Here is a 23,138-nt window from a genome sequence, read left to right on the forward strand (position 1 = left end):
CGCGACGGATGGCACGCGAAGCGGCCAGACGCTGGCGCGCGCTCCCCGCACGCGACCGGCTCGGCGCGGGCCTTGCGCTGCTGATCGTGGTGCTGGCGATCCTGTGGCTGGGCCTGGCCCGTCCCGCGCTCGACACCGCCGCCCGCTGGCAGCGCGACCTGCCGAAGCTGCGGGCCCAGTCCGCCGAACTCGACACGCTGCTGGCCGACGTGCCCGGCGCCCACGCGGCGACCGATACAGCACAGGGCGGCATAGACGCCGCCCTCGACCGCGCCGGCCTGCGCGGCCGTTACCGCCTGCACGACGCCGTGGCCGACGGGCCGCCGGCGGCCGGGAGCCCGGCGCAGCCCGCGCGTGCCTGGCGCGTCGAGTTCCCGGAGCCCGTGCCAGCCGCACAGGTGTTCGCCTGGCTCGTGGCGGTCTCGGCGCGCCGCGACCTCGAGGTCACGCAGGCGCAGCTGGAGCGCATCGACAGCACTGAAGACGACAGCGAGGGCACGCCGCAGGGCCGCGTGCGCGGCGCGGTGGCGCTGCAGTCCACACAACTCACCAAGGATGGCCAGTGACACGAGATCGAAACGGCGCGGCCCTGCGTCGATGGACGGCGGCTTGCTGCCTGGGCGTCTTCGCGATCGCCGCCAGCGCCGCGACCCCATCGCCGCCCGCCAAGACAGCGCCGCGTGCCGGTGCGGAAGAACGCGTGGTGCTGAACTTCGTCGATGCCGACATCACCTCGGTGGTCTCGGCATTGGCGCGGTTCCTGGGTCGCAACTTCCTGTTCGATCCGCGCGTGAAGGGGCAGATCACGCTGGTCTCCGAAGGCGAGGTGCCGGCCGCCACCGCCTACGGCATGCTGGCTTCGGCGCTGCGCATGCGCGGCTTCGCGATCGTCGACGTGGGCGAGGTGAGCCGTGTCGTGCCCGTGGCCGACGCCAAGCAGCAGGGCGGATCGGTCAACGCACGCAGCCCCGGCGGCGGGCTCGCGACGCGCACCTTCCGGCTCAACTACGAGAACGCCGAGGCGATGGTGCCCGTGCTCAAGCCGCTGGTCGCGGCCGAGAACAGCATCGCGGCCTATGCCGCCAACAACACGCTGGTCGTCACCGACTACATCGACAACCTCGAGCGGCTGGCGCGCATCATCGAGAGCATCGACACGCCCACCGCACTCGACGCCCAGCTGGTCAAGCTGCGCCACGGCATCGCGACCGACATCGCCGCGCTGGCCACCGAGCTACTCGAAGGCAGCGGCGAAAAAGGCCGGCGCGACATCGTGGTGCTGGCCGATCCGCGCTCCAACAGCATCGTGATCCGCTCCAGCAGCCCGGGCCGCACGGCGCTGGCACGCGAACTCATCGGCAAGCTCGAGAGCGCGCAGGGCGACCCGGGCAACCTGCATGTGGTCTACCTGCGCAATGCGCAGGCGGTGCACCTGGCGAACGTGCTGCGCGGGCTCCTCACGGGCGAATCGGGCGAGCAGACCGCCACGGGCGGTGGCGGCAGCTCGGTGCGTGCCGCGCTGGGCGCGGGCGGCATGCTCGGTGGCGCGGGGGCGGCGAATGGCGGCGCGGCCAACGGTGCGTCGGCCACCGGCAGCCAGTCCGCGACCGGCGGCGCCACCGCAAGCACCGCCGGCAAATTCGGCGGCCTGCGCGGCGCGGCCGGTGGCGCCAATGGCCCCGCGCAGGGCGCGGCGGGCGGCACCGGCGGCACGTCCACCGCGTTCTCCAGCGGCGGTGTCACGGTGCAGGCCGACGCCACCACCAACACGCTCATCATCGCGGCGCCCGATCCGATGTACCGCAGCCTGCGCAGCGTGATCGACCTGCTCGACCAGCGGCGCGCGCAGGTGCTGGTCGAAAGCCTGATCGTCGAGGTCACCGAGCGCGACGCGGCCGAGCTGGGCATCCAGTGGATGGCCGGCGGCAACAACGGCCGCGTGCGCGGCGGCACCAACTTCGGCGGCGCGGGCCTCAACGCCAATGCGCGCACCACCATCGACGCCATGCCGCGCGGCCTGAACATCGGCGTGGTCGACGGCACCATCAACCTGCCCGGCGTGGGCGAGGTGCTCAACCTGAAGGTGCTGGCGCGCGCGTTGCAGGCCAAGGACGGCGCCAACATTCTCTCGACGCCGAACATCCTCACGCTGGACAACGAGCCGGCCTCGATCATGGTCGGCAAGACCGTGCCCTTCGTGAGCGGCCAGTACATCACCAACGGCAACAGCAGCACCAACCCGTTCCAGACCATCCAGCGCGAGGACATCGGCCTGAAGCTCAACATCCGGCCGCAGATTTCCGAGGGCGGCACGGTCAAGCTCGACATCTACCAGGAGGTGTCCAGCATCGACGAGCAGACCTCGGGCGCGGCCGGCATCGTCACCAACAAGCGCGCGCTCGATACGAGCATCCTCGTGGACGACGGCCAGATCATGGTGCTGGGCGGGCTGATGGAAGACAGCGTCGCCAACGGCACCGAGGCCGTGCCCGGCCTGGGCTCGCTGCCGGTGCTGGGCAACCTGTTTCGCTACGACAAGCGCCAGCGCGTCAAGACCAACCTCATGGTGTTCCTGCGGCCCTACGTGATCCGCGACGCCAACGCCAGCCGCGGCCTCACGCTCGACCGCTACAACTTCATGCGCCTGCAGCAGGGCCGCGCGCGCCCGATGGCGCACGGCCTGCTGCCCGACAGCGGCGCACCGTTGCTGCCGCCGGCCGACGTGCCCAGCCTGCGCGCTCCGGGATCAGCGCCCGAGGTCGACCTGCGCCCCCAGAGCTGGGAGCACACGCGCGAGCAGCCACCGCCGCCCACCGCCACGGCCAGTGCGGTGCGCCAGGCACCGGCCGCTGCGCCGCCGCCACCCCCGACGCAGCGCTCGCGGCTGCCGACAGGCGTGACGGTCGAGTCCGACCCCGCCGCGCTGTACGGCGGCGCCAACGACAAGGTCACCGTGGTGCAGTTCGCCGATACGAAGACCGAGCAGGAGGCGCTGCGCATCGTGCAGCGCGTGCGTGTGAGCGGCATCGGCGCCTACATCGTCGGCGGCCCGGGCGGGGAGGGCGCGATGGTGCGCGTGGACGTGCCGCGCGAGCCGCAGGCCGTGGACAACGCGGTCGCCGTGCTGCGCGAGCTGGGCTACCGGCCCGAACGGGTGGTGATGCCATGAACACGGCCCGCACCGACACCGTCTTGCCCCAGGCCTGGGCCCGCAGCCAGCGCGTCGCGGTGCAGCGCGACGGCGAGGCGGCCTTCCTGGCGGTCAGCCCGCGCACGCCCGGCTGGGCCGTGGTCGAGGCGCGCCGGCTGCTGGGCGCGCTGCCGCTGCGGCAGGTGGGCGACGACGACATGGAGCGCCTGCTCGCCGAGCGCCAGGCCGAATCCGGCGACGCCGCCTCGGTGGTGGGCGCGGTGGAGCAGCAGGTCGACCTGGCGCGGCTGATGCAGGACATCCCGGCCGTCACCGACCTGCTCGACGCGCAGGACGATGCGCCCGTCATCCGCATGATCAACGCGCTGCTCACGCAGGCCGCGCGCGACGGCGCGAGCGACGTGCACCTCGAGTCCTTCGAGACCCATTCGGTGGTGCGCTTTCGCGTCGACGGCACGCTGCGCGACGTGGTGACGCCGCGCCGGGCGCTGCATGCGGCGCTGATCTCGCGCATCAAGATCATGTCGCAGCTCGACATCGCCGAAAAACGCCTGCCGCAGGACGGGCGCATCACGCTGCGCGTGGGCGGTCGGCCGATCGACGTGCGCGTGTCGACCGTGCCCACGGCGCACGGCGAGCGCGCCGTGCTGCGGCTGCTCGAGAAGGACGCCGGCCGGCTGCGGCTCGAACGGCTGGGCATGGCGCCCGACACGCTGGCCGAACTCACGCGGCTGGTGCGCCAGCCGCACGGCATCGTGCTGGTCACCGGCCCCACGGGCAGCGGCAAGACCACCACGCTGTACGCCGCGCTGGGCCAGCTCGACCTGGGCACCAGCAACATCCTCACCGTGGAAGACCCGGTGGAGTACGACCTGCCGGGCATCGGCCAGATTCCGGTGCACGCCAAGATCGGCATGACCTTCGGCGCGGCCCTGCGCGCCGCGCTGCGGCAGGACCCCGACAACCTCATGATCGGCGAGATCCGCGACCTGGAAACCGCGCAGATCGCCGTGCAGTCCTCGCTCACGGGCCACGGCGTGCTGGCCTCGCTGCACACCAACGACGCGGTGTCGGCCGTTACGCGCATGGCCGACATGGGCATCGAGCCCTTCCTGCTGTCGTCTTCGTTGCTGGGCGTGCTGGCGCAGCGGCTGGTGCGCTGCCTGTGCCCGGCCTGCAAGGCGCCGCGCGTGCAGGACGACGGCCGCACGGTCTACGTGCCCGTGGGCTGCGCGGCCTGCGGCCACTCGGGCTTCAAGGGGCGCACCGGCATCCACGAACTCTTCGTGGTGCACGACGACATCCGCCGCCTGATCCACGAAGGCGGCGACGAGCAGGCCATGCGCGCCGCCGCCGTGCGCCACGGCATGCGTTCGATGCGCGAGGACGGTCAGCGCTGGGTGCGCGAGGGCGTGACCACCGCCGAGGAAATCCTGCGCGTCACGCGCGACAGCTGATCTGCCATGGCACGGTTCCAGTACGAAGCGGCGAACGCGGCCGGCGAGGTGCAGCGCGGCGGCGCCGAGGGCGAGTCCGCGCGCTCCGTGCGCGCCCAGCTGCGCGAACGCGGCCTGACGCCGCTCGGCATCCGCGAACAGGCGGCCGGCGGCGGCGCGCTGGCCTGGCTGCAACCCAGGCTCGGTGCGGCCGACCTGTGCTGGGCCACGCGCGAACTCGCGAGCCTGCTGGGCGCACGCCTCACGCTCGAAGCCGCGCTCGTCGCCACCATCGAACAGGCCGAGCGCCGCCACGTGGCCGAAGCATTGGGCGCGGTCTGCGACGGCGTGCGCGCCGGCCTGCGGCTGGCCGATGCGCTCGGCGAACGGCCGCGCGACTTTCCACCGATCTACCGCGCACTCGTCAGCGCCGGCGAAGACTCGGGCGACCTCGCGCGCGTGATGGAGCGGCTGGCCGACTACCTCGAGAGCCGCGACACCCTGCGCGGCAAGGTGCTCACCGCCTTCATCTACCCGGCCATCGTCGGTTTCGTGTCGCTGTGCATCGTGGTCTTCCTGCTGGGCTATGTCGTGCCGCAGGTCATCGGCGCGTTCGCGCAGGCGCGCCAGGAGCTGCCGGCCATCACCCGCGTCATGCTGGCCGCGAGCGCCTTCGTGCGCGAGTGGGGCTGGCTCACGGCCGGCGTGTGCGCGGGCGCGGCAGTGGGGGCCCGCGCCGCGCTGCGCGATGCGGGACGGCGCCTGCGCTGGCATGCCCTCGTGCTGCGCCTGCCGCTGGTCGGGCGCTATGCGTTGGGCGTGGACACGGCGCGCTTCGCGTCCACGCTGGCGATCCTCATGGACGCGGGCGTGCCGCTGCTGCGCGGGCTCGAGGCCGCGCGCCAGACCCTGGGCAACGACTGGCTGCGCCGCTGCGTGCTCGAGGCCACGGGCCGCGTGAAGGAGGGCGCGCCCCTCGCGGCGGCGCTGAAGGCACAGAAGATTTTTCCGTCGAACCTCGTGCACCTGGTGGCCAGCGGCGAGAAGACGGGAGCGTTGGCGGCCATGTTCGAGCGCGCGGCGCAGAACCTCTCCCGAGATCTGGAGCGCCGCGCGATGCGCCTGACCACGCTGCTGGAGCCGCTGATGATCCTGGCCATGGGGGGCGTGGTCATGGCCATCGTGCTCGCGGTGCTCATGCCGATCATGGAAATCAACCAGATGGTGCGCTGAATGTTCGGGAGCTTGGCGCACGCCGGCGCCCCGTTTCGCACGCATTCACGGGTGCGTGTTCCCGAGCTTTTTTCGGGTGGCTGTCACCTCGCGAACGCACCATCGATCCTGTCGCTGCACAGGCGACACGAGTCAAATTTTCTGGTCCCTTCAAAGGAGTTTCCATGCGTGCAAAGTTCAAGTCGGTCGCCCTGTCGGCCGTGATGATGGCGGCCCTCGTGGCCGCCGGCGCCGCTTCCGCCCAGATCGCCGTCGGCGGTGGTGCGACCCTGCCCGAAGTGCTCTATGACGACATCCTGCCCAGCGGCGTCGGCTTCACCGACTTCAGCTACACCGGCACCGGCAGCGGCGCCGGCAAGACGGGCTTCGTCAGCAACAGCGCGACCGCCTTCCGCAACGAGTCCGTGAGTGGCACACCGGCCTGGGCCGCCGGTCAGTCGGTGCACTTCGCAGGCAGCGATTCCGCGCTGACCCAGGCGGAGTTCAACACCTATACCGCCAACGCCGCCGGTGCCACCGGCTGGGGCCCGATGATCCAGGTGCCCGCCGTGGCCACCTCGGTGCTCATCCCCTACAAGCGCGCCGGCATCGCCGACCTGAACCTGACCGACGCCAAGATGTGCGCCGTCTTCAGCAACAAGACCGGCGGCCAGACCTGGGGCCAGGTGCGCGGCACGGCCGACACGACGACCGTGAAGGTGGTCTACCGCACCGACAACAGCGGCACCACCGAGCTGCTGAGCCGCTACCTCGTGGCCGCTTGCCCGGGCGCCGGCTTCACGGTGTCGAACAACTTCGCCACGGTGGTGGGCGGTGCGCTCTCGCCGGCCAACGTCATCCCCACGCACTGGGTCGGCGTTGCCGGCAGCAGCGGCGTGTCGGGCGCCTTCGGTACCGACGGCCGCGTGGGCTACCTCAGCCCCGAGCCGAACTACACGGGCGCGAGCAACGCGGTCGTCGCGAAGATCAACAACGTGCTGCCGGTCGCCAGCTCGATCCGCAATGCGCTCGCCAAGCAGGTGCTTCCGAACGGCCCGGCGGCCAACCCGCTGAGCTGGGTGCCTGCCTACGTGATGCCGGCCGCCGGCACCGAGTACCCGATCTTCGGCACCACCAACCTGCTGTTGAACCAGTGCTACAAGGACGCCGCGATCCAGACCAAGGTCAAGAACCTGCTGACGGGCCTGACCGGCACGACCTACGACGCCAAGATCGAAACCGGCCCCAACTCGCACAACTTCGTGGTGCTCCCGAACGGCACGTCGCCGGGCACGCCGCCGGCCGCCAACAACAACTGGAAGGCCGTCATCGCCGCCAACTTCCTGAACGCTTCCAGCTCGCTGAGCATCGGCTACGCCAGCGTCTGCAACGGCAAGGGCCGCCCGTAAGTTGCTGATCGGTCCGGCCTGAGCGGGCCTTGCCCGTTCACCGACCCGGGGCCCCGTGGAGAGGCTGCGCTTCGGCGCGGCCGCTCCCGGGGCCTCTTCGCTGTTCGCGGCGGAGCAGAACGAATGAATGTCATGCGTGCGTCACCGTCGATCACTACCGTGACCACGGCCTTCCGCAGTCCCGAGGGCGCGGAAGAACGAAGTCACCCAGGAGCCTGTGCGTCCCACCGGTATGAGAGCGAACGCGGCATCGGTCCGTGCCCTGGCACTGATCGGGTGCCTGGCCTGGGGCGTGGGCGTGCAGGCGCAGCAGCCACCCGAGCCAGCCGCCAAGGCGGCATCGGCGGCACGCCGGGCGTTCGACATCGCACCGCAGCGGCTGGGCGATGCGCTCGATGTCTACAGCCGGATGACCGGCCTGGACATCCTGATCGACGGCGAGCATGCGCAGCGGCGGTCGGGCGCGGTGCGCGGCAGGCTGAGCGCGGCCGAGGCGCTCGACGCGATGCTGGCCGGCACGGGCATGGAGGCGCGCCATGCGAACGCGGGCTCGGTGGTGATCCGCGAGGCCGCCGCAGGGCCGAAGGAGGCGGGCCTGTCGCCGGAAGCGGCGGGCCTGGAGGGGTCGGGTTTCAACGAAGGGGATGTCTTGCATCAAGCCTATGCCGCACAGGTCCAGCACGCCTTGCGTGGTGCCCTGTGCGATACCACGCAGACGCGGCCGGGCAGCTACCGCCTCGCGCTGCAGCTGCACCTGGACGCGCGCGGCGCGGTGGACCGCTTTCGCCTGCTGAGCACCACCGGAGAACCCGACCGCGACGCCGCGGTGCGGCTCAAGGTGCAGAGGCTGTCGGTCGGCGCGCCACCGCCGCCGTCGCTGCCGCAACCGCTCGTGGTGTTGCTGTTGCCGGAAGGGCCGGGCGCGCGCACCGACTGCACGCCGCCGGTGGCGCCATGAGTGAAAGCCTGGCCTCCACGCTGCGCGCGCGCATGGTCGCGCGCTATGTCGAGCTGCGCGGCAAGCTCGAACGCATCGTCGGTTCGCGCGACGATGCGGCCGACGCCATGCAGGAAACCTGGCTGCGGCTCGCGGCCATGGGCGACGCGGGCACGGTGCACAACGCCGACGCCTACCTGCTGCGCATGGCCGCCAACATCGCGACCGACGGTTACCGCCGCGACAGCGTGCTGCTGGTGCGCGGCGAGATCGATGCGCTCGTTCACCTCGTGGACGAAACGAGCGACCCCGAGCGCATCGCCAGCGCGCGCAGCGACGTGCAGGCGCTGAGTGACGTGCTGGCGCGCATGCCGGTGCGGCGCCGCGAGATCCTCGTGGCCGCGCGGGTCGAGGGGCTGCTCAACAGCGAGATCGCGCTACGCTTCGAGGTGTCGCTGAGCACCGTCGAGAAAGAGCTGCGCGCGGCGCTGGACTACTGCAAGAAGCATTTGCCGGACGTGGACGCGGTGCAGCGCGGCCACTTTGCCGGGCCGAGACACAACTGATGATGAGCGCCATGTCTTCCCCCGATACCGAAACCGGCCAGCTGGAGCGCCAGGCGCGGGCCTGGTGGGCACGCCTGCATTCGGGCCAGGCCACGCGCGCCGATGCTGATGCGTTCAAGCAATGGGCCGCGTTGAGTGCCGCCCACGCGCAGGCCTGGCGCGAGCTGATGCGCGTGTGGTCCGCGCTCGATCCGCTGCTGGCCGAAGAAGCAGCACGACAGGCCGAAGCCGCACGCTCACGCACGCGGGCCTACCGCTTCTGGCCGGCGCTGTCGAACGCGCTGCATTCGCCGGGGCGCCGTGCTTTCCTTGGCGGTGCGGTCGCGGCCTCGGTGACCGCGGGCGTGCTCGCGGTCGATCCGCCGCTGGGCCTGTGGCCATCGGTCGGCGAGCTGACGGCCGACTACAGCACCGCGACCGGCGAGCAGCGGCAGGTGGCGCTGGGCGAGGGCGTCAGTGTGCGCATGAACACGCAGACGCAGATCAACCGCCTGCAGGGCGCGCGCGGATTGGCACTGGTCGCCGGCGAAGCCGAGATCGCGACCGCCGGCGAGGCCGAGCTGTTCGTCGAAGCCGGTGGCGGCCGGCTGCAGGCGCGCGGTGCGCGCTTCAACATCCGCCACACCGGGCCCGAGGTCTGCGTGACCTGTCTCGACGGCCGCGTGCTGGTGTCGGTGAACGGGCAGCAGCGTTCGGTCGAGGCGGGCCGGCAGGTGGTGTACGACCCCAGCGGGCTGCACGAGGTGGTGCGCGCCGACCTGGCGAACGTGAGCACCTGGGGCACGGGTGTGCTGTCGTTCGACGGCACGCCGCTGGCCGAGGTCATCGCGGAGATCAACCGCTACCGGCCGGGCCGGATCATCCTGCGCAACGAGGCGCTGGGCCGCGTGGCGGTGCGCATGCAGTTGTCGCTGCGCAGCATCGACAACGCGCTGGCGATGATCCGCGAGCTGTACGGCGCGAAGTTGCGCAGCCTGCCGGGCGGCATCGTGCTGCTGAGCTGAATTTCTGACACACCGCGAGCAACCTGCAAAAAGTTTACGGGTTGCATCGTGCAGGCTCGTCATGGGGTATGCAACCGACGCCTCATGACACCCGCCTGAGCGACGAAGCGCTGGCCTGGGTCGTGCGCCTGAACCGCCTGCATGGCAGCGAGGCCGAGGCACAAGCGCTTGCGGGCTGGTGTGCACGCAGCGCGGCGCATGCGCGGGCCTGGCGCGAGGCCTTCGCGCTGTGGCAGTTGCTGTTGCCCGCGGCCTGCCAGGCGCGGCCGTTGCCTGCCCCTCGATTCCCGTCGATCGCCCGCGCGGCGAACGACATCCATGTGTCCGCGCGCCGTCCGGGTTCCCGGGCGGCGTTCGATCCCGCCGTTTCTCCCTTCGCGCCGTTCCGCTCCCGCTCATCATGGTCCTGAATCCGCACGCCCATTCTTCGCGCCGACGCGCCGTTTCGACCGAGGGCGAGCTGCGCCTCACGCCGCTGGCGCGTGCGCTGGCCGTGGCACTGGCCACCGCGGGTGCGCTGGGCGTGGCCCAGGCACGGCAGGCCTTCAGCCCCGCCTGGTTCGCCGACAAGGGCGCGGCGCAGGCCGGCGCCGTCCAGAGCGGGCGCCTGCCGAACGGCATGCCGGCGTCGAGCCTCACGAACCCGGGGCTGCAACAGCAGCAGGCGAACGCGCAGCTGCAGCGTTCGATCAGCAACCTGAACCTCGCGGCACAGGCCATCGCGGCGCAACAGGCCGCGCAGGCGGCGGCGCGCGAGGCCGCGCGCAACACGCCGTCGTCGGTGCCCGACGGTCTCACCGAAGGCGGGCTCGCGGTCGACACCAACAGCCTCACGGCCGGCTGGCACAACGCCAACAGACCCGAACAGACGCCGTCGGCCGACGGTCGCACGCACGTGGCGATCCAGCAGACCGGCGACCGCGCGGTGCTGAACTGGGAGACCTTCAACGTCGGTCGCAACACCACGGTCGAGTTCCGCCAGCAGGCCGACTGGGCCGCGCTCAACCGCGTGAACGACCCGAAGGCACGGCCCTCGCAGATCCAGGGCCAGATCAAGGCCGACGGCACGGTGCTCATCGCCAACCGCAACGGCGTGGTGTTCAGCGGCACCAGCCAGACCGACACGCGCAACCTCGTGGCGGCCGCCGCGCACATCAGCGACGACCAGTTCAAGGCACGCGGCATCCACAGCACGCGCGCCGGCGAAGGCTATGCGCCGAGCTTCACCGATGCGCAGGGCGCGATAAAGGTCGAGGCGGGCGCGCAGCTCACCACGCGCACACCGGCCTCGGTGACGCAGGGCGGCGGCTACGTGCTGCTGATGGGCAAGGAGGTGCACAACGCCGGCACCGTCACCACGCCGCGCGGGCAGGCGCAGCTTGCGGCGGGCGACTTCTTCATCGTGCGCCCGGGCCAGGGCACGGCCGAGAACACCTTCTCGACCACGCGCGGCAACGAGGTGGCGCCGCAGTTCCTGCCCGACAGCACAGCGGGGCAGGTGAGCAACACCGGCCTGCTGCGTGCGCCCGAGGGCGACATCACGCTGGCCGGGCGCAAGGTGGTGCAGGACGGCGTGGCGCTGGCCACGACCACGGTCGACACGCGCGGCACGATCCATCTGCTGGCGTCGGCCGCCGATGCGAAGAGCAGCGTCACCGTCACCGGGCGCGCGCTGAACGCGGTGCTGCTCGACACGCAGGACGGCCGCACGGCGCTCGACAGCCAGCGCAGCGCACTCATCAACGAGTCGGCCAGGCAGGACGTGCTGCGCCGGGGCGCTGCATTGGGCGCGTTCGACAACCTCTCGCTGCTCAACGACCGGCGCGACCTGTCGCGCATCGAGATCGTCTCGGGCGGCGGCGTGCTGTTCGAAGGCGCGTCGACCACGCTCGCCACCGGTGGGCAGATCGCGGTGAGCGCGGGCCGCCAGGGCGGGCGCAGCACCGTGGCCGACGGTGCGCGGCTCGACGTATCGGGCGCTGTGGGCGTGCGCGTGGCCATGGCCTCGAACAACGTCGAGATCAACATCCAGGGCAACGAGCAGCGCGACGCACCGGTCAACCGCGACACCACGATGCTCAACAACAGCAACGTGTGGATCGACCGGCGCAAGCTCACGCGTGTGGCGGCAGGCACCGGCGGCTACGACGGCGAGCGCTGGTACACGGCGGGCGGCCTGCTGGAGGTGGGCGGCTACCTGGGCCTGCAGGGCCACGGCATCGGCGAATGGGCGGCGCAGGGCGGCCACGTGGTCTTCACGGGCGCCGAGGTGGTGACGCAGGCGGGATCGAACATCAACCTCTCGGGCGGCACGCTGGACGTGCAGACCGGCGTCATCCGCCAGAGCTGGCTCAAGGGCCGCGACGGGCGGCTGTACGAGGCGTCGAGCGCGCCGGCCGACATCGTCTACACCGGCGTCTACAAGGGCTTCGAAGACGAACACAAGCGCTGGGGCGACAAGACCACGGGCTACTTCTACAACCCGCTGATCGGCCCGCAGCAGCGGCTCGAGAACGGCTACACGGTGGGCCGCGACGCGGGCCGCCTCGAAGTGGCGACGGGCGCGGCGGTGCTGCGCGGCGACATCACGGCCACCGCCTACCAGGGGCCGGGGCAGGGCACGAAGAGTGACGCGGCACTAGACGGCTACGCGCAGTCGCACGCTGCGGCGGCCCGCGCGGGCCAGCTCACGCTCGGCAACGACCAGATCGTCGGCTTCAACGACGACCCCGCGAAGGGTGTGGTGGGCATCTTTCGCCAGCTGGTGCCGACGCTCGATCGCATCGTGTTCGCAGACGGTGCGGCGGGCGCCGACACGGCCAGGCTCGGGGCCGGCGACCCGCTGCCCGCCGCCGACAAGGAGGCGCTGCGCCTGGACAGCCGGCAGCTCAGCGGCTTCGGCCTGGGCGCGCTCGTGGCCGTGGCCGGCAAGGAGGTCGTGGTGGACGGCGCGCTGGGTGTGGCACCGGGCGGGCGCATCGCGCTGCACGCGACGACGGTGGCGGTGCGCGGCGACCTGACGGCGCGCGGCGGCCAGATCATGCTGGGCAACGTGGTACGCAGCGCCAGCAACGTCGGGGGACCGGGCGACGTCAACCTGCCGCTGGCCGAGGGCACGCTGCCCGAGACCATCGGCGTGCGCGTCGCGCCCGGCGTGACGCTCGATGCGCGCGGGCTGTGGAGCAACCTGCAGATGGACCCGTCGGGCAGCAGCGGCCTGCCGTACCTCGACGGCGGCGCGGTGCGCATCCGCACCACGGGCGCGATCGACCTGGCTGCGGGTTCACTGATCGATGTGTCGTCGGGCGGCGCGGTGCTGGCCAACGGCAAGACCCGCGGTGGGCGCGGCGGCGATGTGGACCTGCTGGCGGACAGCAACACCTCGGTGGCGACCCACGGCCTGCTGCATGCGGATGGCGACATCCGGGGCTACGGCGTGAGCGGTGGCGGCACCTTGCGGATGGCGTCGGGCACGGGGGTGGTGATCGGCGGCGAAGCGCTCGGCGAGCGCGCGGCCACCGACCTGATCCTGCTGGAGGACTACCAGGTGAAGGCGGGCAGCATCCTGCCGGTTGATTACCACTACCAGCGCACACGGGCGCTTCCGGGAGAAACGCTGGGATCGTCGCCGTTCTTCGATGATGGCGAGAAAGCCGTCACCATCGCAGCGGATTGGACGTTGCCTCGTCCGAAGAGTACGCGAGGCAGTTATGCGATCACGGCCATCGTGAATGGCGCGTCGACGACCTTTCGCTCCTGGGGCACGGACGAAGGCCAGGAGCCTGTCACGGTGCCTGCGGGTGCGAGGATCGTGTGGATGTCCAGCGTCGAGGAGTTTCCTATCTCTTTCGTCGTTCCCGCTGCGGTCTTCCCGAACGGGTTGAGCATCACGGCCCAACCGACGACTGTCCACGCAGGCCAGGTAGCCCCTGCCGACTTCACCATTGCGAGCGGCACCCGGGTGGCGGCCGGCACCGTGTTCAACCGGCCCGTCACGGCCCTCGCGCAGATCGGCATCGACAGCGGCATCCTCCGGTCAGGCTTCTCGCGCTACGACATCAACGGACACCTCGGGCTGGTCGTGGCCGATGGCGCGAAGCTCGATGTGCGCATGCCGGTCTACCGCTTTGCGCCCGATGCGAAGACCGTCGCAGGCGGCAGCGAGCCCGAGCGCGCACTCGCGTTGTGGATGCCGCCGCTGTGGACCGAAGACCCGGTGCGCGGCGTGCTCACGCAGCGCGGCGGCGCGAGCCTGCAGTTGCAGGCGCTCGTGGACAACGGCGTGGCCACGGTGTCGCGGGCGCCGGTCGATGTGCGCCCGGGTGCGGAGATCACGGTCGATGCGGGTCAGTCCATCGGCCTGCGCGGCCGGGAGATCACGGTCGACGGCCTGCTGCGCGCGCCGGGCGGCACCATCAGCGTGGAGGGCAGCGGATTGCCCGGCAGTGGGCAGGCGGGCAGTCCGGGCCAACCCGGGCTGGTGTGGATCGGCGAGCGCGCCGTGCTCGACGCCTCGGCGCGGGCCGCGGTGGCCTACGACAACTTCGGGCGGGCCTACGGGCAAGTGCCCGACGGCGGCACGATCCGCATCGGTGGCGCATTCGATTGGGAGCAGACCGGGCTGACCCAGGCGCCCGAAGCCTTCGTCGTCATTCGCCCGGGCGCGCTGCTCGATGCGTCGGGCACGCGTGCCGACCTCGATCCGGGCGCGGGCGGGCCGCGCGGCATGACCTCGCCGGTGCCGGTGGCGAGCAACGGCGGCACCATCGTCCTCTCGTCGAGCCAGGGCCTCTACCTGGACGGCACGCTGCGCGCGGCCGCCGGGGGGACGGGCGCCGCGGGCGGCACGCTGGCACTGGCGCTCGAGTCGGCGATCTACCCGACCGTGCTCACGACAGGCGAACTCCTGCGTCATCGCGAAATGGTGCTGGCCCAGACGCAGGGCGACAGCCCGCTCGTGGCGGCGACTTCGCGCTTCGACGCACGACAACTCCTGCGCACGGGCACGGGCCGGATCGGTGTCGATCGCATCGAGGCCGGAGGCTTCGACAACCTCTCGCTGCTGGTTCATGGTCCGTTGAGCTTCGATGGCAACGTCGCACTGAACCTGGGACAGAGCCTGCGCCTGTACGCGGCTTCGTACGCGCACAGCGACGCAGCGGCGGCAGGGTCTTCGGTGTCGCTGAGTGCGCCTTATGTCCGGCTGGCGGGGGTGCGCAGGCCGAAGGTCCCCGATGACTCGACCATGCCCGAGGCCGGCTGGGCGCAAGGGCCGTCCACGCAGGTGCCCGACGGCACCTTCGCGGTCGCCGGCGACCTGATCGACGTGCGCGACCGCGTTGGCTTCGGTGCACGAGCGACAGTCGAGTTGCGCACCTCGAACTACGCGATGGACCGGCGCGGATTCGCAGCCGTCGAACTCACGAGCCGCGGCGACATCCGTCTTCTGGGCGGCATGGGGAGCGAGGGGCTCACCGACATCACGACGGAGCTGGCAACCGCCGGCAACCTGGCATTGACCGCCGCGCAGGTGTACCCGGCCACGGATGCCAGTGCCCGGATCCTGGCAGGCGTGATGCCACGGGACCCGGCTTCCGGCGAGACGCCGCGCTACGCCGAGGGCAGCGTGCTGGCGATCCGCCGCCACGGTGACGGCGAGGTCGCGACGCCGTACTCGGCGTTCGGCAGCCTGCGGCTCGGCGCCGAGACCATCGAGCAGGGGGGCATCCTGCGTGCCCCGCTGGGACGCCTTCAACTGGGCTCCAGCTTCACAGGCGAGGTGGCTGAGCGGGTGACGCTGCTGGCGGGCAGCGAAACCTCGGTGAGCGGTGCGGGACTGCAGATGCCCTATGGCGGCACGGTCGACGGCCTGAGTTATCGCTACGGCGGACAGGCCGTGACGCCGGTCGGCGCGGGCGGAATGGAAGGCTCTGCGGCCGTCCGGCGCGGCATCGGCTTCAACGCCCGCCATGTCGACGCGCAGGCCGGTTCGCTGCTCGACCTGTCGGGTGGCGGCACGCTGTCGGGCGCCGGCTTCACCACCGGCCGGGGCGGCTCGGTCGACGTGCTGGCCACGCCGCTCGCGAACGCGAACCCCTTCAACGCCTACAGCGACCGCCGCAGCGGCGTGTACGCCATCGTGCCCGGCAGCGCGGCCCGCTATGCGCCGGTGGCGCCCGAGGCGGGCTTCGGCGCACCGGCGGTGGGGCAGCAGGTCACCCTTCCGGCCGGCGTACCGGGCCTGCCGGCCGGCACCTACACGCTGATGCCCTCGACCTATGCGTTGCTGCCCGGTGCCTTCCGCGTGGAGATCGGCGCGGGCGACCGCATCGGCCTGTCGGGCGTGACCGGCGTGGGCAACGGCTCGTATGTCGCGCCCGGCTACCTGGGCGTGGCCCACACCGCGATCCGCGAGACGCTGCCGAACCGCCTGGTGCTCACGCCGGGCACGCAGGTGCGTGCGCATTCGAGCTACCGCGAGACCGACTACAACACGTTCATGCGCGCGGACGCGGCGCGCCAGGGTTTTGCGCGCGGCATGCTCACGGTCGACGCGAAGACGCTGGACGTCTTCCTGGCCAAGCCCACCGACAGCGACACGAACCGCCTGGGCTTTACCTTCGACGGCCAGGTGCGCCTGGATGCGGCGCCCGGCACCGACGGCTTCGGCGGCACCGTGAACGTGCGCGGCCTGGGCGAGGTGCTGGCGGCGGGGCAGACGGCCGCCACCGACCTGGCCGGTTCGTCGGTGCGGGCCGACGAACTCAGCAAGCTGCATGCACCACGGTTGGTGCTCAATGGCGGCATCTTCGTCGAGTACGGCCAGAAAGGACGACTGGCCACGATCGGCGGCGATGGCAGCCTGGTGGTGCGCAGCGGCGCGCGCCTGTCGGCGGGCGACATCGTGCTGGCGAGCAGCCCTGGCTTCGTGGGTGAACAGCAGATCGTCATCGAGGAAGGCGCCTCGCTCAACACCCTGGGCCAGAAGGCCTCGGGTTTCGATTCGAGCGCGGGCTATGTGTTCACGGGCATGTCGGTGCTGGCGCTGTCGAACGGCTGGTTGAACCTGCAATTGGGTACGCCGCCGGCCGATGTGCCGTATTCCGTCGGCCTCCATGTCGGCCAGTGCGTGACGGCCTCATGCAGCGGCACCACGCAGCTGGTGTCCGAGGGCACGCTGGCCATCGCCACGAACGGTGCGCTGACGCTGGCCGACAACGTGTCCTACGGCACGCGCAACCTGTCGCTCGCAGTCGCGGCGGTCAACCTCGGCGAGGACGCCGCCATTGCCACCGCAGGCGCCAACGGCCGCCTGCCGCTGGGCCTGGCGCTGAACCAGGCACGGCTGGACCGCCTGCTGGCGGGCAACACCGCCATCGGCGCGCCGGCGCTGGAGACCCTGATCCTCAACGCGCGCGACGCCGTGAACATTTTCGGCGCCGTGAAGCTCGACGCCAGCGGCCTCGACCGGCTGGTGTTCGGCACGCCGGCGATCCACGGCTACGGCGGGGCAGGCGACGTGGCCGCGATCCGTGCGGGCGAGTTCGTCTGGTCCGGCTCCAGCGCCGTGCCCGGTGCGGCCATGGCCGACCTGCTGGGTGCGGGCACGCTCGACATCGGCGCCCGCACCATCGTGCTGGGCCACGGCCCGTATGCACAGCCCAGCGGCCAGGCGACCGATGCGCGCCTGGCGCTGGGCTTTGCCGACGTGAAGCTGAACGCCAGCGAACGCGTCACTTCGAGCGGTCGCGGCACGCTCGCGGTGCACCAGCGCCAGGGCGCCTACACGCCGGGCGAGGGCTATGCCTACGAAGGCGGCAACCTCGCGGTGGTGGCGCCGGTGCTCACGGGGCAGGCGGCCTCGACGATGCGCATCACCGCGGGCGGCGACATCACCGTGGCCGTGCCCGAGGGCGTGGCGCCCGGCACGAGCGACGCGCTGGGCGCGACACTGGAACTCAGGGGGAAGCGCGTCGGGCTGGAGGGCAGCATCGTGCTGCCCTCCGGCCGGCTGGTGCTGGCGGCGACGGACAACATCACGCTCGGCGCGGCCTCGCGCATCGACCTGTCGGGCCGCACCGTGACGCTGTTCGACGTGGTGAAAGACAGCGCCGGCGGCGAGCTGCTGATGACCAGCGCGGCCGGCCACATCACGCAGGCGGCGGGCGGCCTCATCGATGTGTCGGCGCACCGGCAGCGCGGCGGCACGATCGAGGCCGTGGCGCTGGGCGAGGGTGCCGGCCATGTCGCGCTCGACGGCGCGCTGCGCGGCGCCACCAGCGGCAGCTACGACGCGGGTGGCACGCTGGTGCCCTACGACGCGGGCGAGCTGACCGTGCGCGCCCGGACCCTGTCCGACTTCGCGGGCCTGAACCAGCGGCTCAACGAAGGCGGCGTGTTCGGTGCGCGGCGCTTCCAGATCAAGCAGGGCGACCTCGTGGTGGGCGACGGGGTGAAGGCGCGCGAGGTGGCCATTGCGCTCGACGGCGGCAGCCTGCGCGTGGACGGACGCATCGACGCGAGCGGCGTGCAGGTCGGCACCATCCGGCTCGCCGCCGCGGGCGACCTGCGCGTGAACGGCACGCTGGACGCACACGGCACGGGCCTGCGCGTGGACAGCGCGGGCCGCATCATCGACAGCCCGAACCGCGCCGTGATCGACCTCACGAGCCGCGACGGCACGCTCACGCTGGGCAGCGGCGCACGCATCGACCTGCGCGCCGGCACCGACGTGGCCATGGGCACCCGCGCCGGGCAGAACGATGGCCGCGCGCGCGGCACGCTCGACCTCAATGCACCACGCATCGGCGCGGACGACGTGGCCGTGGCGGTCGAGGGCACGCCCGCCATTGCGGGCGCGAAGACCATCGCGGTGAATGCCTTCCGCACCTACGACGACGCGCCGCTGGCCACGACGCCCGACGTGACGGGCCACCGGCCGCAACTGATCACGCAGGATTTCCTCATCGAGATCGACCGCCACAGCGTCGACTTCATCAACAAGGCGCTGGGCAACGCCTCGCTGTCGGCGCGCCTCGCAGGCCTGGGCAGCTACCACCTGCGCCCGGGCGTGGAGATCGTGAGCGACCGGATCAACAACCCGAACGGCGACCTCACGGTGGACGGCGACCTCGACCTCTCGGGCTACCGCTACGGCCCCTCGGCCGATCGCAGCGATCCGGCGCGGCGCGGCTTCGGCGAGCCCGGCAAGCTGGTGATCCGCGCGGCCGGCGCACTCAACGTGCACGGCAGCATCAACGACGGCTTCGCGCCACCGCCGGCCACGCCGGACGACGTGGGCTGGATGCTCGGCGAAGGGCGTTACGCCGGCGGCGACGTCGTCGTGCCCATCGACGGCGTGACGCTCGACACCGGCACCCGCTTCCCCGCGGGCGCCACCCTCAACTACAGCGTGGCCGTGAACCCCACCACGCTGCCCGCCGGCACGGTGCTGCCCGTGGATGCGGTGCTGCAAGCGCCGTGGAGCCTGCCGGCCGGCACCGTGGTCGCGGCCAACATCTACGGCCCCGACGGTTCCCTGGCCCATGCCGCCGGCGCGGTGCTGGCGACCGCCGTGACGCTGCCGCCCCAGACGCGGCTGAGCGCCGGCACCGCGCTGCGCACGGCGGCCTCGGTGGGCGCACTCACCTGGCCCAAGGGCGTGGAGCTGCCGGTAGAGATGACCATGGCCGGCCCGCTGCAACTCGCGCGCGGTGCGCTGATTCCGTCGAACACCTCGCTGGAACTGCCCGGCAACACGCCGGTGCAGCTGCGGCCCCTGGGCGACGGCAGTGTGCAGGGGCGCAACTGGGCGATCGCCCCGATGCTCGGCGACGGCGCCACTTCGTGGGACCTGCAGCTGGTGGCGGGCGCCGACCTCGGCGCGGCCGACCGCCGGGCAACGCGGCCGGATTCGCGCGCGGCGCTGCAGCTGGCCGATGCGCACAGCGTGCTGAAGTTCAGGGTCGAAACGCCCGGTGGCATGGTCTGGGCGCCGGGCAACTGGTTCGGCCATCCACCCGGCACACCGGTATCACCCGATGAACTTTTCTGGTGCGACGTCAGTGCAGAGCAATGCATGCCCGGCGGTGGCGGCGATCCGGTCGCGATCGGATCGCCGGGCACTACAGCCGCCTTCAGCGTGCTGCGCACCGGCACCGGCGACCTGGAGTTGCTGGCCGCGGGCGACCTGCGGATGCGTTCGCCCTTCGGCGTGTACACGGCGGGCACGGCCACCGCGACCGAGGCGGGCCACAACCGCCCGCGCGGCAGCGGCACCGACGGCCTGCTGGGGCCGCAGTCGCCGCTGACCGACTACAACGGCGCGCTCTCGGCCTACCGTGCGTGGTACCCCGACCAGGGCGGCAACCTGCTGATCGCGGCAGGTGGCGACCTCGTGGGCCACATCGTCTCCGATGAACGCTCGAGCGTGCTGGCCGGCAACTGGCTCTGGCGGCAAGGCTCGGGCACGGCGGGCATCGACAGCCCGATCCCGAGCGCATGGTGGATCAACTTCGGCGCCTACATCGGCGGCATCGCCACGCCTGGCACGTTCACACCGCCGACGCTGGCCGGCTTCACCGGTTTCGGCACGCTGGGCGGCGGCAACCTGAGCGTGCGTGTCGCTGGAGATGCAGGGGCCATCGCACCGCGCACGCCGCAGCCACTGGTGAACTCGCAGGACAGACCCAGCAGCGGCGGGCTCGTGCTCGCCGTGGCGAGCACCGGCCGCGTCGGCGCGGATGGTGCCCTGACCCTCACAGGCGGCGGCGACATCGACATACGCGTGGCCGGCGCCCTGAACCCGCACCGCGCGCTCAACGGGGGCGCGGAGAACCTCGTGCTCACCGGCGCCATCGCCAACCTGCGCGGCAGCACTGACGTGCGCGCGGCGTCGATCGGCAGCCTGGGCCTGCAGTACCTGTCGAGCAACTTCAACCTGAGCGACCCGATCGACACGCGCGCCATCGACCCCTTCAACCCGACCTTTGCCGATGCGCGCGGCGGCATCAACCTGCTGCCGGGCGACGCGACGATGCGCCTGAGCACGCGCGGCGACCTGGTGCTCGGCGCCGCGGCCGACCCCGGGCGCGTGCCCACGCCCAACAACTCGCCCTTCCGCCTCGGCGGCACCGGCTACGACGGAGGCGGGCAGGGCTGGTTCAGCCTGTGGAGCGACCGCAGCGCGATCGACTTGCTGTCGGCGGGTGGGCACCTGACGCCCGTGATGGCACGCCGGGACAGCGCCGACTCGACACTGAAGACCACCTCGCCGGACGCATGGATCGTCTATCCGGGCATCTTTCACGCCGCCGCGTTGACGGGGAACATCTACGCCGGCTATGCGGCGCTGCCGCAAGCACGGTACTACCCCGTGGCACTGAGCTACGGGCTGACCCTGGCGCCTTCCGCACGCGGCGAATTCGAGATGCTGTCGGGCGGTTCGATCTACGCGGGCCAACTCGGCATGGGCATGTCGGGCACCGGCACGCCGCTGCCGACGCCGTTCAATCCCGCATTCGTTGGACTTTTCGAAGACCAGTTCATCCGCGAAATTCGTGTCTCCAACGTCTCGCCCATGAGTCCGACGATGCTCACTGGGGGATTCAACAGGACTTCGCTGTTTGCCTTCGGCCCGAACACGGCAGCGCAGCCGCTGGCCCGCGACGTGGCAGCACCGCCCGTTCGCTTCTATGCGGCCAGCGGTGACATTGTCGGCCTGCGCACTGGCGCAACCCTGACCCTGCCCGACGGCAGCGCGACCTGGTACCAGGCCGCCGGCCCGGTCTGGATCAAGGCCGGCCGGGACATCGTCAACACTGGCGATGCGCCGGGCGCGTTCTGGGGGGAGGTTCCGACCGAGCTCCCGAACATGCGTTCGCGCGGCAACCTCATCGTCCACCAGCGCCCCACCGACGTCTCGGTGATCTCCGCCGGCCGCGACATCCTCTATGCCAACGTCGACATCGCCGGCCCCGGCACGCTCGAAGTCTCGGCGGGCCGGCACCTGCGGCAGGAAGACCGCGGCGGCATCACCTCGATCGGTCCCATCGTGCCTGGCGACACGCGGCCCGGCGCGTCGGTGGCGCTCATGGCCGGCGTGGGCGCGCAGGCGGCGACGCAGGGGCTGGACATGGCGCCGATTCGCGCGCGCTACCTCGACCCGTCGAACCGCGCCGAAACCGGCACGCCGCTGGCGCAGCAGCCGGGCAAGGCCGCGAAGACCTACGAGGCCGAACTGGCCGCCTGGCTGAAGGCGCGCTACGGCTTCGACGCCGGCACCACCGCGCAGGCGCTCGCGTACTTCGACGCACTGGCCCCGGCGCAGCAGCGCATCTTCCTGCGCGAGGTGTACTACGCCGAGCTGCGCGAAGGCGGGCGCGAGTACAACGACGCGGACGGTCCGCGCCAGGGCAGCTACCTGCGCGGGCGCGAGATGATCGCCGCGCTGTTCCCGATGCGCGCGGCGCTCGACGGCGACATCACCATGTTCGGCGGCTCGGGCGTGCGCACGCAGTTCGGCGGCGACATCGACATGCTCGCGCCGGGCGGCAGCATCATCCTGGGCGTGCAGGGCGCGGTGCCGCCGGCCACCTCGGGCGTGCTGACGCAGGGGCAGGGCAACATCCGCTTCTTCAGCGAGGGCAGCCTGCTGCTCGGGCTGTCGCGCATCATGACCACCTTCGGCGGCGACATCCTCGCGTGGTCGGAGAAGGGCGACATCAACGCCGGGCGCGGCGCCAAGACCACGGTGGTGTTCACGCCGCCCAAGCGCGTGTACGACAACGTCGGCAACGTCGAGGTGTCGCCGCAGGCCCCGAGCTCGGGCGCGGGCTTCGCGACGCTGGCGCCCATCGCCGAAGTGCCGCCGGGCGACGTCGACCTGATCGCGCCGCTGGGCACCATCGACGCGGGCGAGGCGGGCATCCGCGTGTCGGGCAACGTCAACGTGGCCGCGTTGCAGGTGGTGAACGCGGCCAACATCCAGGTCAAGGGCGAATCGGCCGGGCTGCCGGTGGTGGCCTCGGTGAACGTGGGCGCGCTGACCAACGCCAGCGCCGCCGCCGCGCAGGCCGGCATGGCGGCGCAGGACGCGATGCAGCGCGAACGCGCGGCGGCGCGCCAGGCGCTGCCGTCGGTGTTCACCGTGCGCGTGCTGGGCTTCGGCAACGAGCCTGCGAGCGGGGGTGCCGGCAACGGCGCGCAGGCGCCAGTCGACAGCGCCAAGGCGACCACCACCGCCGCAACCTACAACCCGCGCAGCGTGATCCGCGTGCTTGGCGGCGGCGGCAGCCTGCCGCCGGCGATGAGCCGGCAACTGACGGACGAGGAGCGCGCCAACCTGCAACGCTGAACGACCCGTCGAGCCCGCGCCCCGCACGACGGGCGCCCGTGTTCCTTCCCTTGTTGTCCCAGGCCTGGC

At 71.8% G+C, this 23,138-nt stretch carries 10 protein-coding genes; all 10 read left to right on the forward strand.

Annotated elements, in window-relative coordinates; genetic code table 11:
* Positions 1–8 precede the first annotated feature (8 nt).
* Positions 9–566, forward strand: a complete 558-nt coding sequence (locus tag AC07SQ_RS00865) for a type II secretion system protein M (protein ID WP_495271340.1) — start codon at positions 9–11, stop codon at positions 564–566.
* The gene (gspD, locus tag AC07SQ_RS00870; RefSeq protein ID WP_495271339.1) at positions 563–3,169 is read left to right on the forward strand and encodes a type II secretion system secretin GspD; all 2,607 of its coding nucleotides are present in this window, start codon (positions 563–565) and stop codon (positions 3,167–3,169) included. The genes AC07SQ_RS00865 and gspD overlap by 4 nt, the downstream gene beginning before the upstream one ends.
* Positions 3,166–4,608 (forward strand): type II secretion system ATPase GspE, encoded by a 1,443-nt coding sequence (gene gspE / locus AC07SQ_RS00875; RefSeq protein WP_495271338.1) that lies wholly within the window; start codon positions 3,166–3,168, stop codon positions 4,606–4,608. Before gspD ends, gspE begins: the two co-directional genes overlap by 4 nt.
* A 6-nt stretch (positions 4,609–4,614) precedes the next feature.
* Positions 4,615–5,820, forward strand: a complete 1,206-nt coding sequence (gspF, locus tag AC07SQ_RS00880; protein WP_495271337.1) for a type II secretion system inner membrane protein GspF — start codon at positions 4,615–4,617, stop codon at positions 5,818–5,820.
* Positions 5,821–5,984: 164 nt separating this feature from the next.
* Positions 5,985–7,208, forward strand: a complete 1,224-nt coding sequence (locus AC07SQ_RS00885; protein ID WP_495271336.1) for a substrate-binding domain-containing protein — start codon at positions 5,985–5,987, stop codon at positions 7,206–7,208.
* Between the two features lie 232 nt (positions 7,209–7,440).
* On the forward strand, positions 7,441–8,166 hold the full coding sequence (locus tag AC07SQ_RS00890) for an STN domain-containing protein (RefSeq protein WP_495271335.1): 726 nt from the start codon (positions 7,441–7,443) through the stop codon (positions 8,164–8,166).
* The gene (locus AC07SQ_RS00895; RefSeq protein ID WP_492741095.1) at positions 8,163–8,711 is read left to right on the forward strand and encodes an RNA polymerase sigma factor; all 549 of its coding nucleotides are present in this window, start codon (positions 8,163–8,165) and stop codon (positions 8,709–8,711) included. The genes AC07SQ_RS00890 and AC07SQ_RS00895 overlap by 4 nt, the downstream gene beginning before the upstream one ends.
* A gap of 11 nt (positions 8,712–8,722) precedes the next feature.
* Positions 8,723–9,715, forward strand: a complete 993-nt coding sequence (locus tag AC07SQ_RS00900; protein WP_495271334.1) for a FecR family protein — start codon at positions 8,723–8,725, stop codon at positions 9,713–9,715.
* Between the two features lie 68 nt (positions 9,716–9,783).
* Positions 9,784–10,125, forward strand: coding sequence for a FecR/PupR family sigma factor regulator (locus AC07SQ_RS00905; RefSeq protein WP_495271333.1), 342 nt, complete (start codon positions 9,784–9,786; stop codon positions 10,123–10,125).
* Positions 10,116–23,069: a filamentous hemagglutinin family protein gene (locus tag AC07SQ_RS00910; protein WP_495271332.1), complete on the forward strand. Its 12,954-nt coding sequence runs from the start codon at positions 10,116–10,118 to the stop codon at positions 23,067–23,069. The genes AC07SQ_RS00905 and AC07SQ_RS00910 overlap by 10 nt, the downstream gene beginning before the upstream one ends.
* The last annotated feature ends 69 nt before the right edge of the window (positions 23,070–23,138 follow it).

This window comes from Variovorax sp. GW821-FHT06D12, assembly GCF_059419205.1.

Coding starts and splice junctions, on each gene's coding strand:
- gspF (WP_495271337.1), top strand. CDS start 4,615: ATGGCACGGTTCCAGTACGAAGCGGCGAACGCGGCCGGCGAGGTGCAG.
- AC07SQ_RS00895 (WP_492741095.1), top strand. CDS start 8,163: ATGAGTGAAAGCCTGGCCTCCACGCTGCGCGCGCGCATGGTCGCGCGC.
- AC07SQ_RS00900 (WP_495271334.1), top strand. CDS start 8,723: ATGTCTTCCCCCGATACCGAAACCGGCCAGCTGGAGCGCCAGGCGCGG.
- AC07SQ_RS00890 (WP_495271335.1), top strand. CDS start 7,441: ATGAGAGCGAACGCGGCATCGGTCCGTGCCCTGGCACTGATCGGGTGC.
- AC07SQ_RS00865 (WP_495271340.1), top strand. CDS start 9: ATGGCACGCGAAGCGGCCAGACGCTGGCGCGCGCTCCCCGCACGCGAC.
- AC07SQ_RS00910 (WP_495271332.1), top strand. CDS start 10,116: ATGGTCCTGAATCCGCACGCCCATTCTTCGCGCCGACGCGCCGTTTCG.
- gspE (WP_495271338.1), top strand. CDS start 3,166: ATGAACACGGCCCGCACCGACACCGTCTTGCCCCAGGCCTGGGCCCGC.
- AC07SQ_RS00905 (WP_495271333.1), top strand. CDS start 9,784: ATGCAACCGACGCCTCATGACACCCGCCTGAGCGACGAAGCGCTGGCC.
- AC07SQ_RS00885 (WP_495271336.1), top strand. CDS start 5,985: ATGCGTGCAAAGTTCAAGTCGGTCGCCCTGTCGGCCGTGATGATGGCG.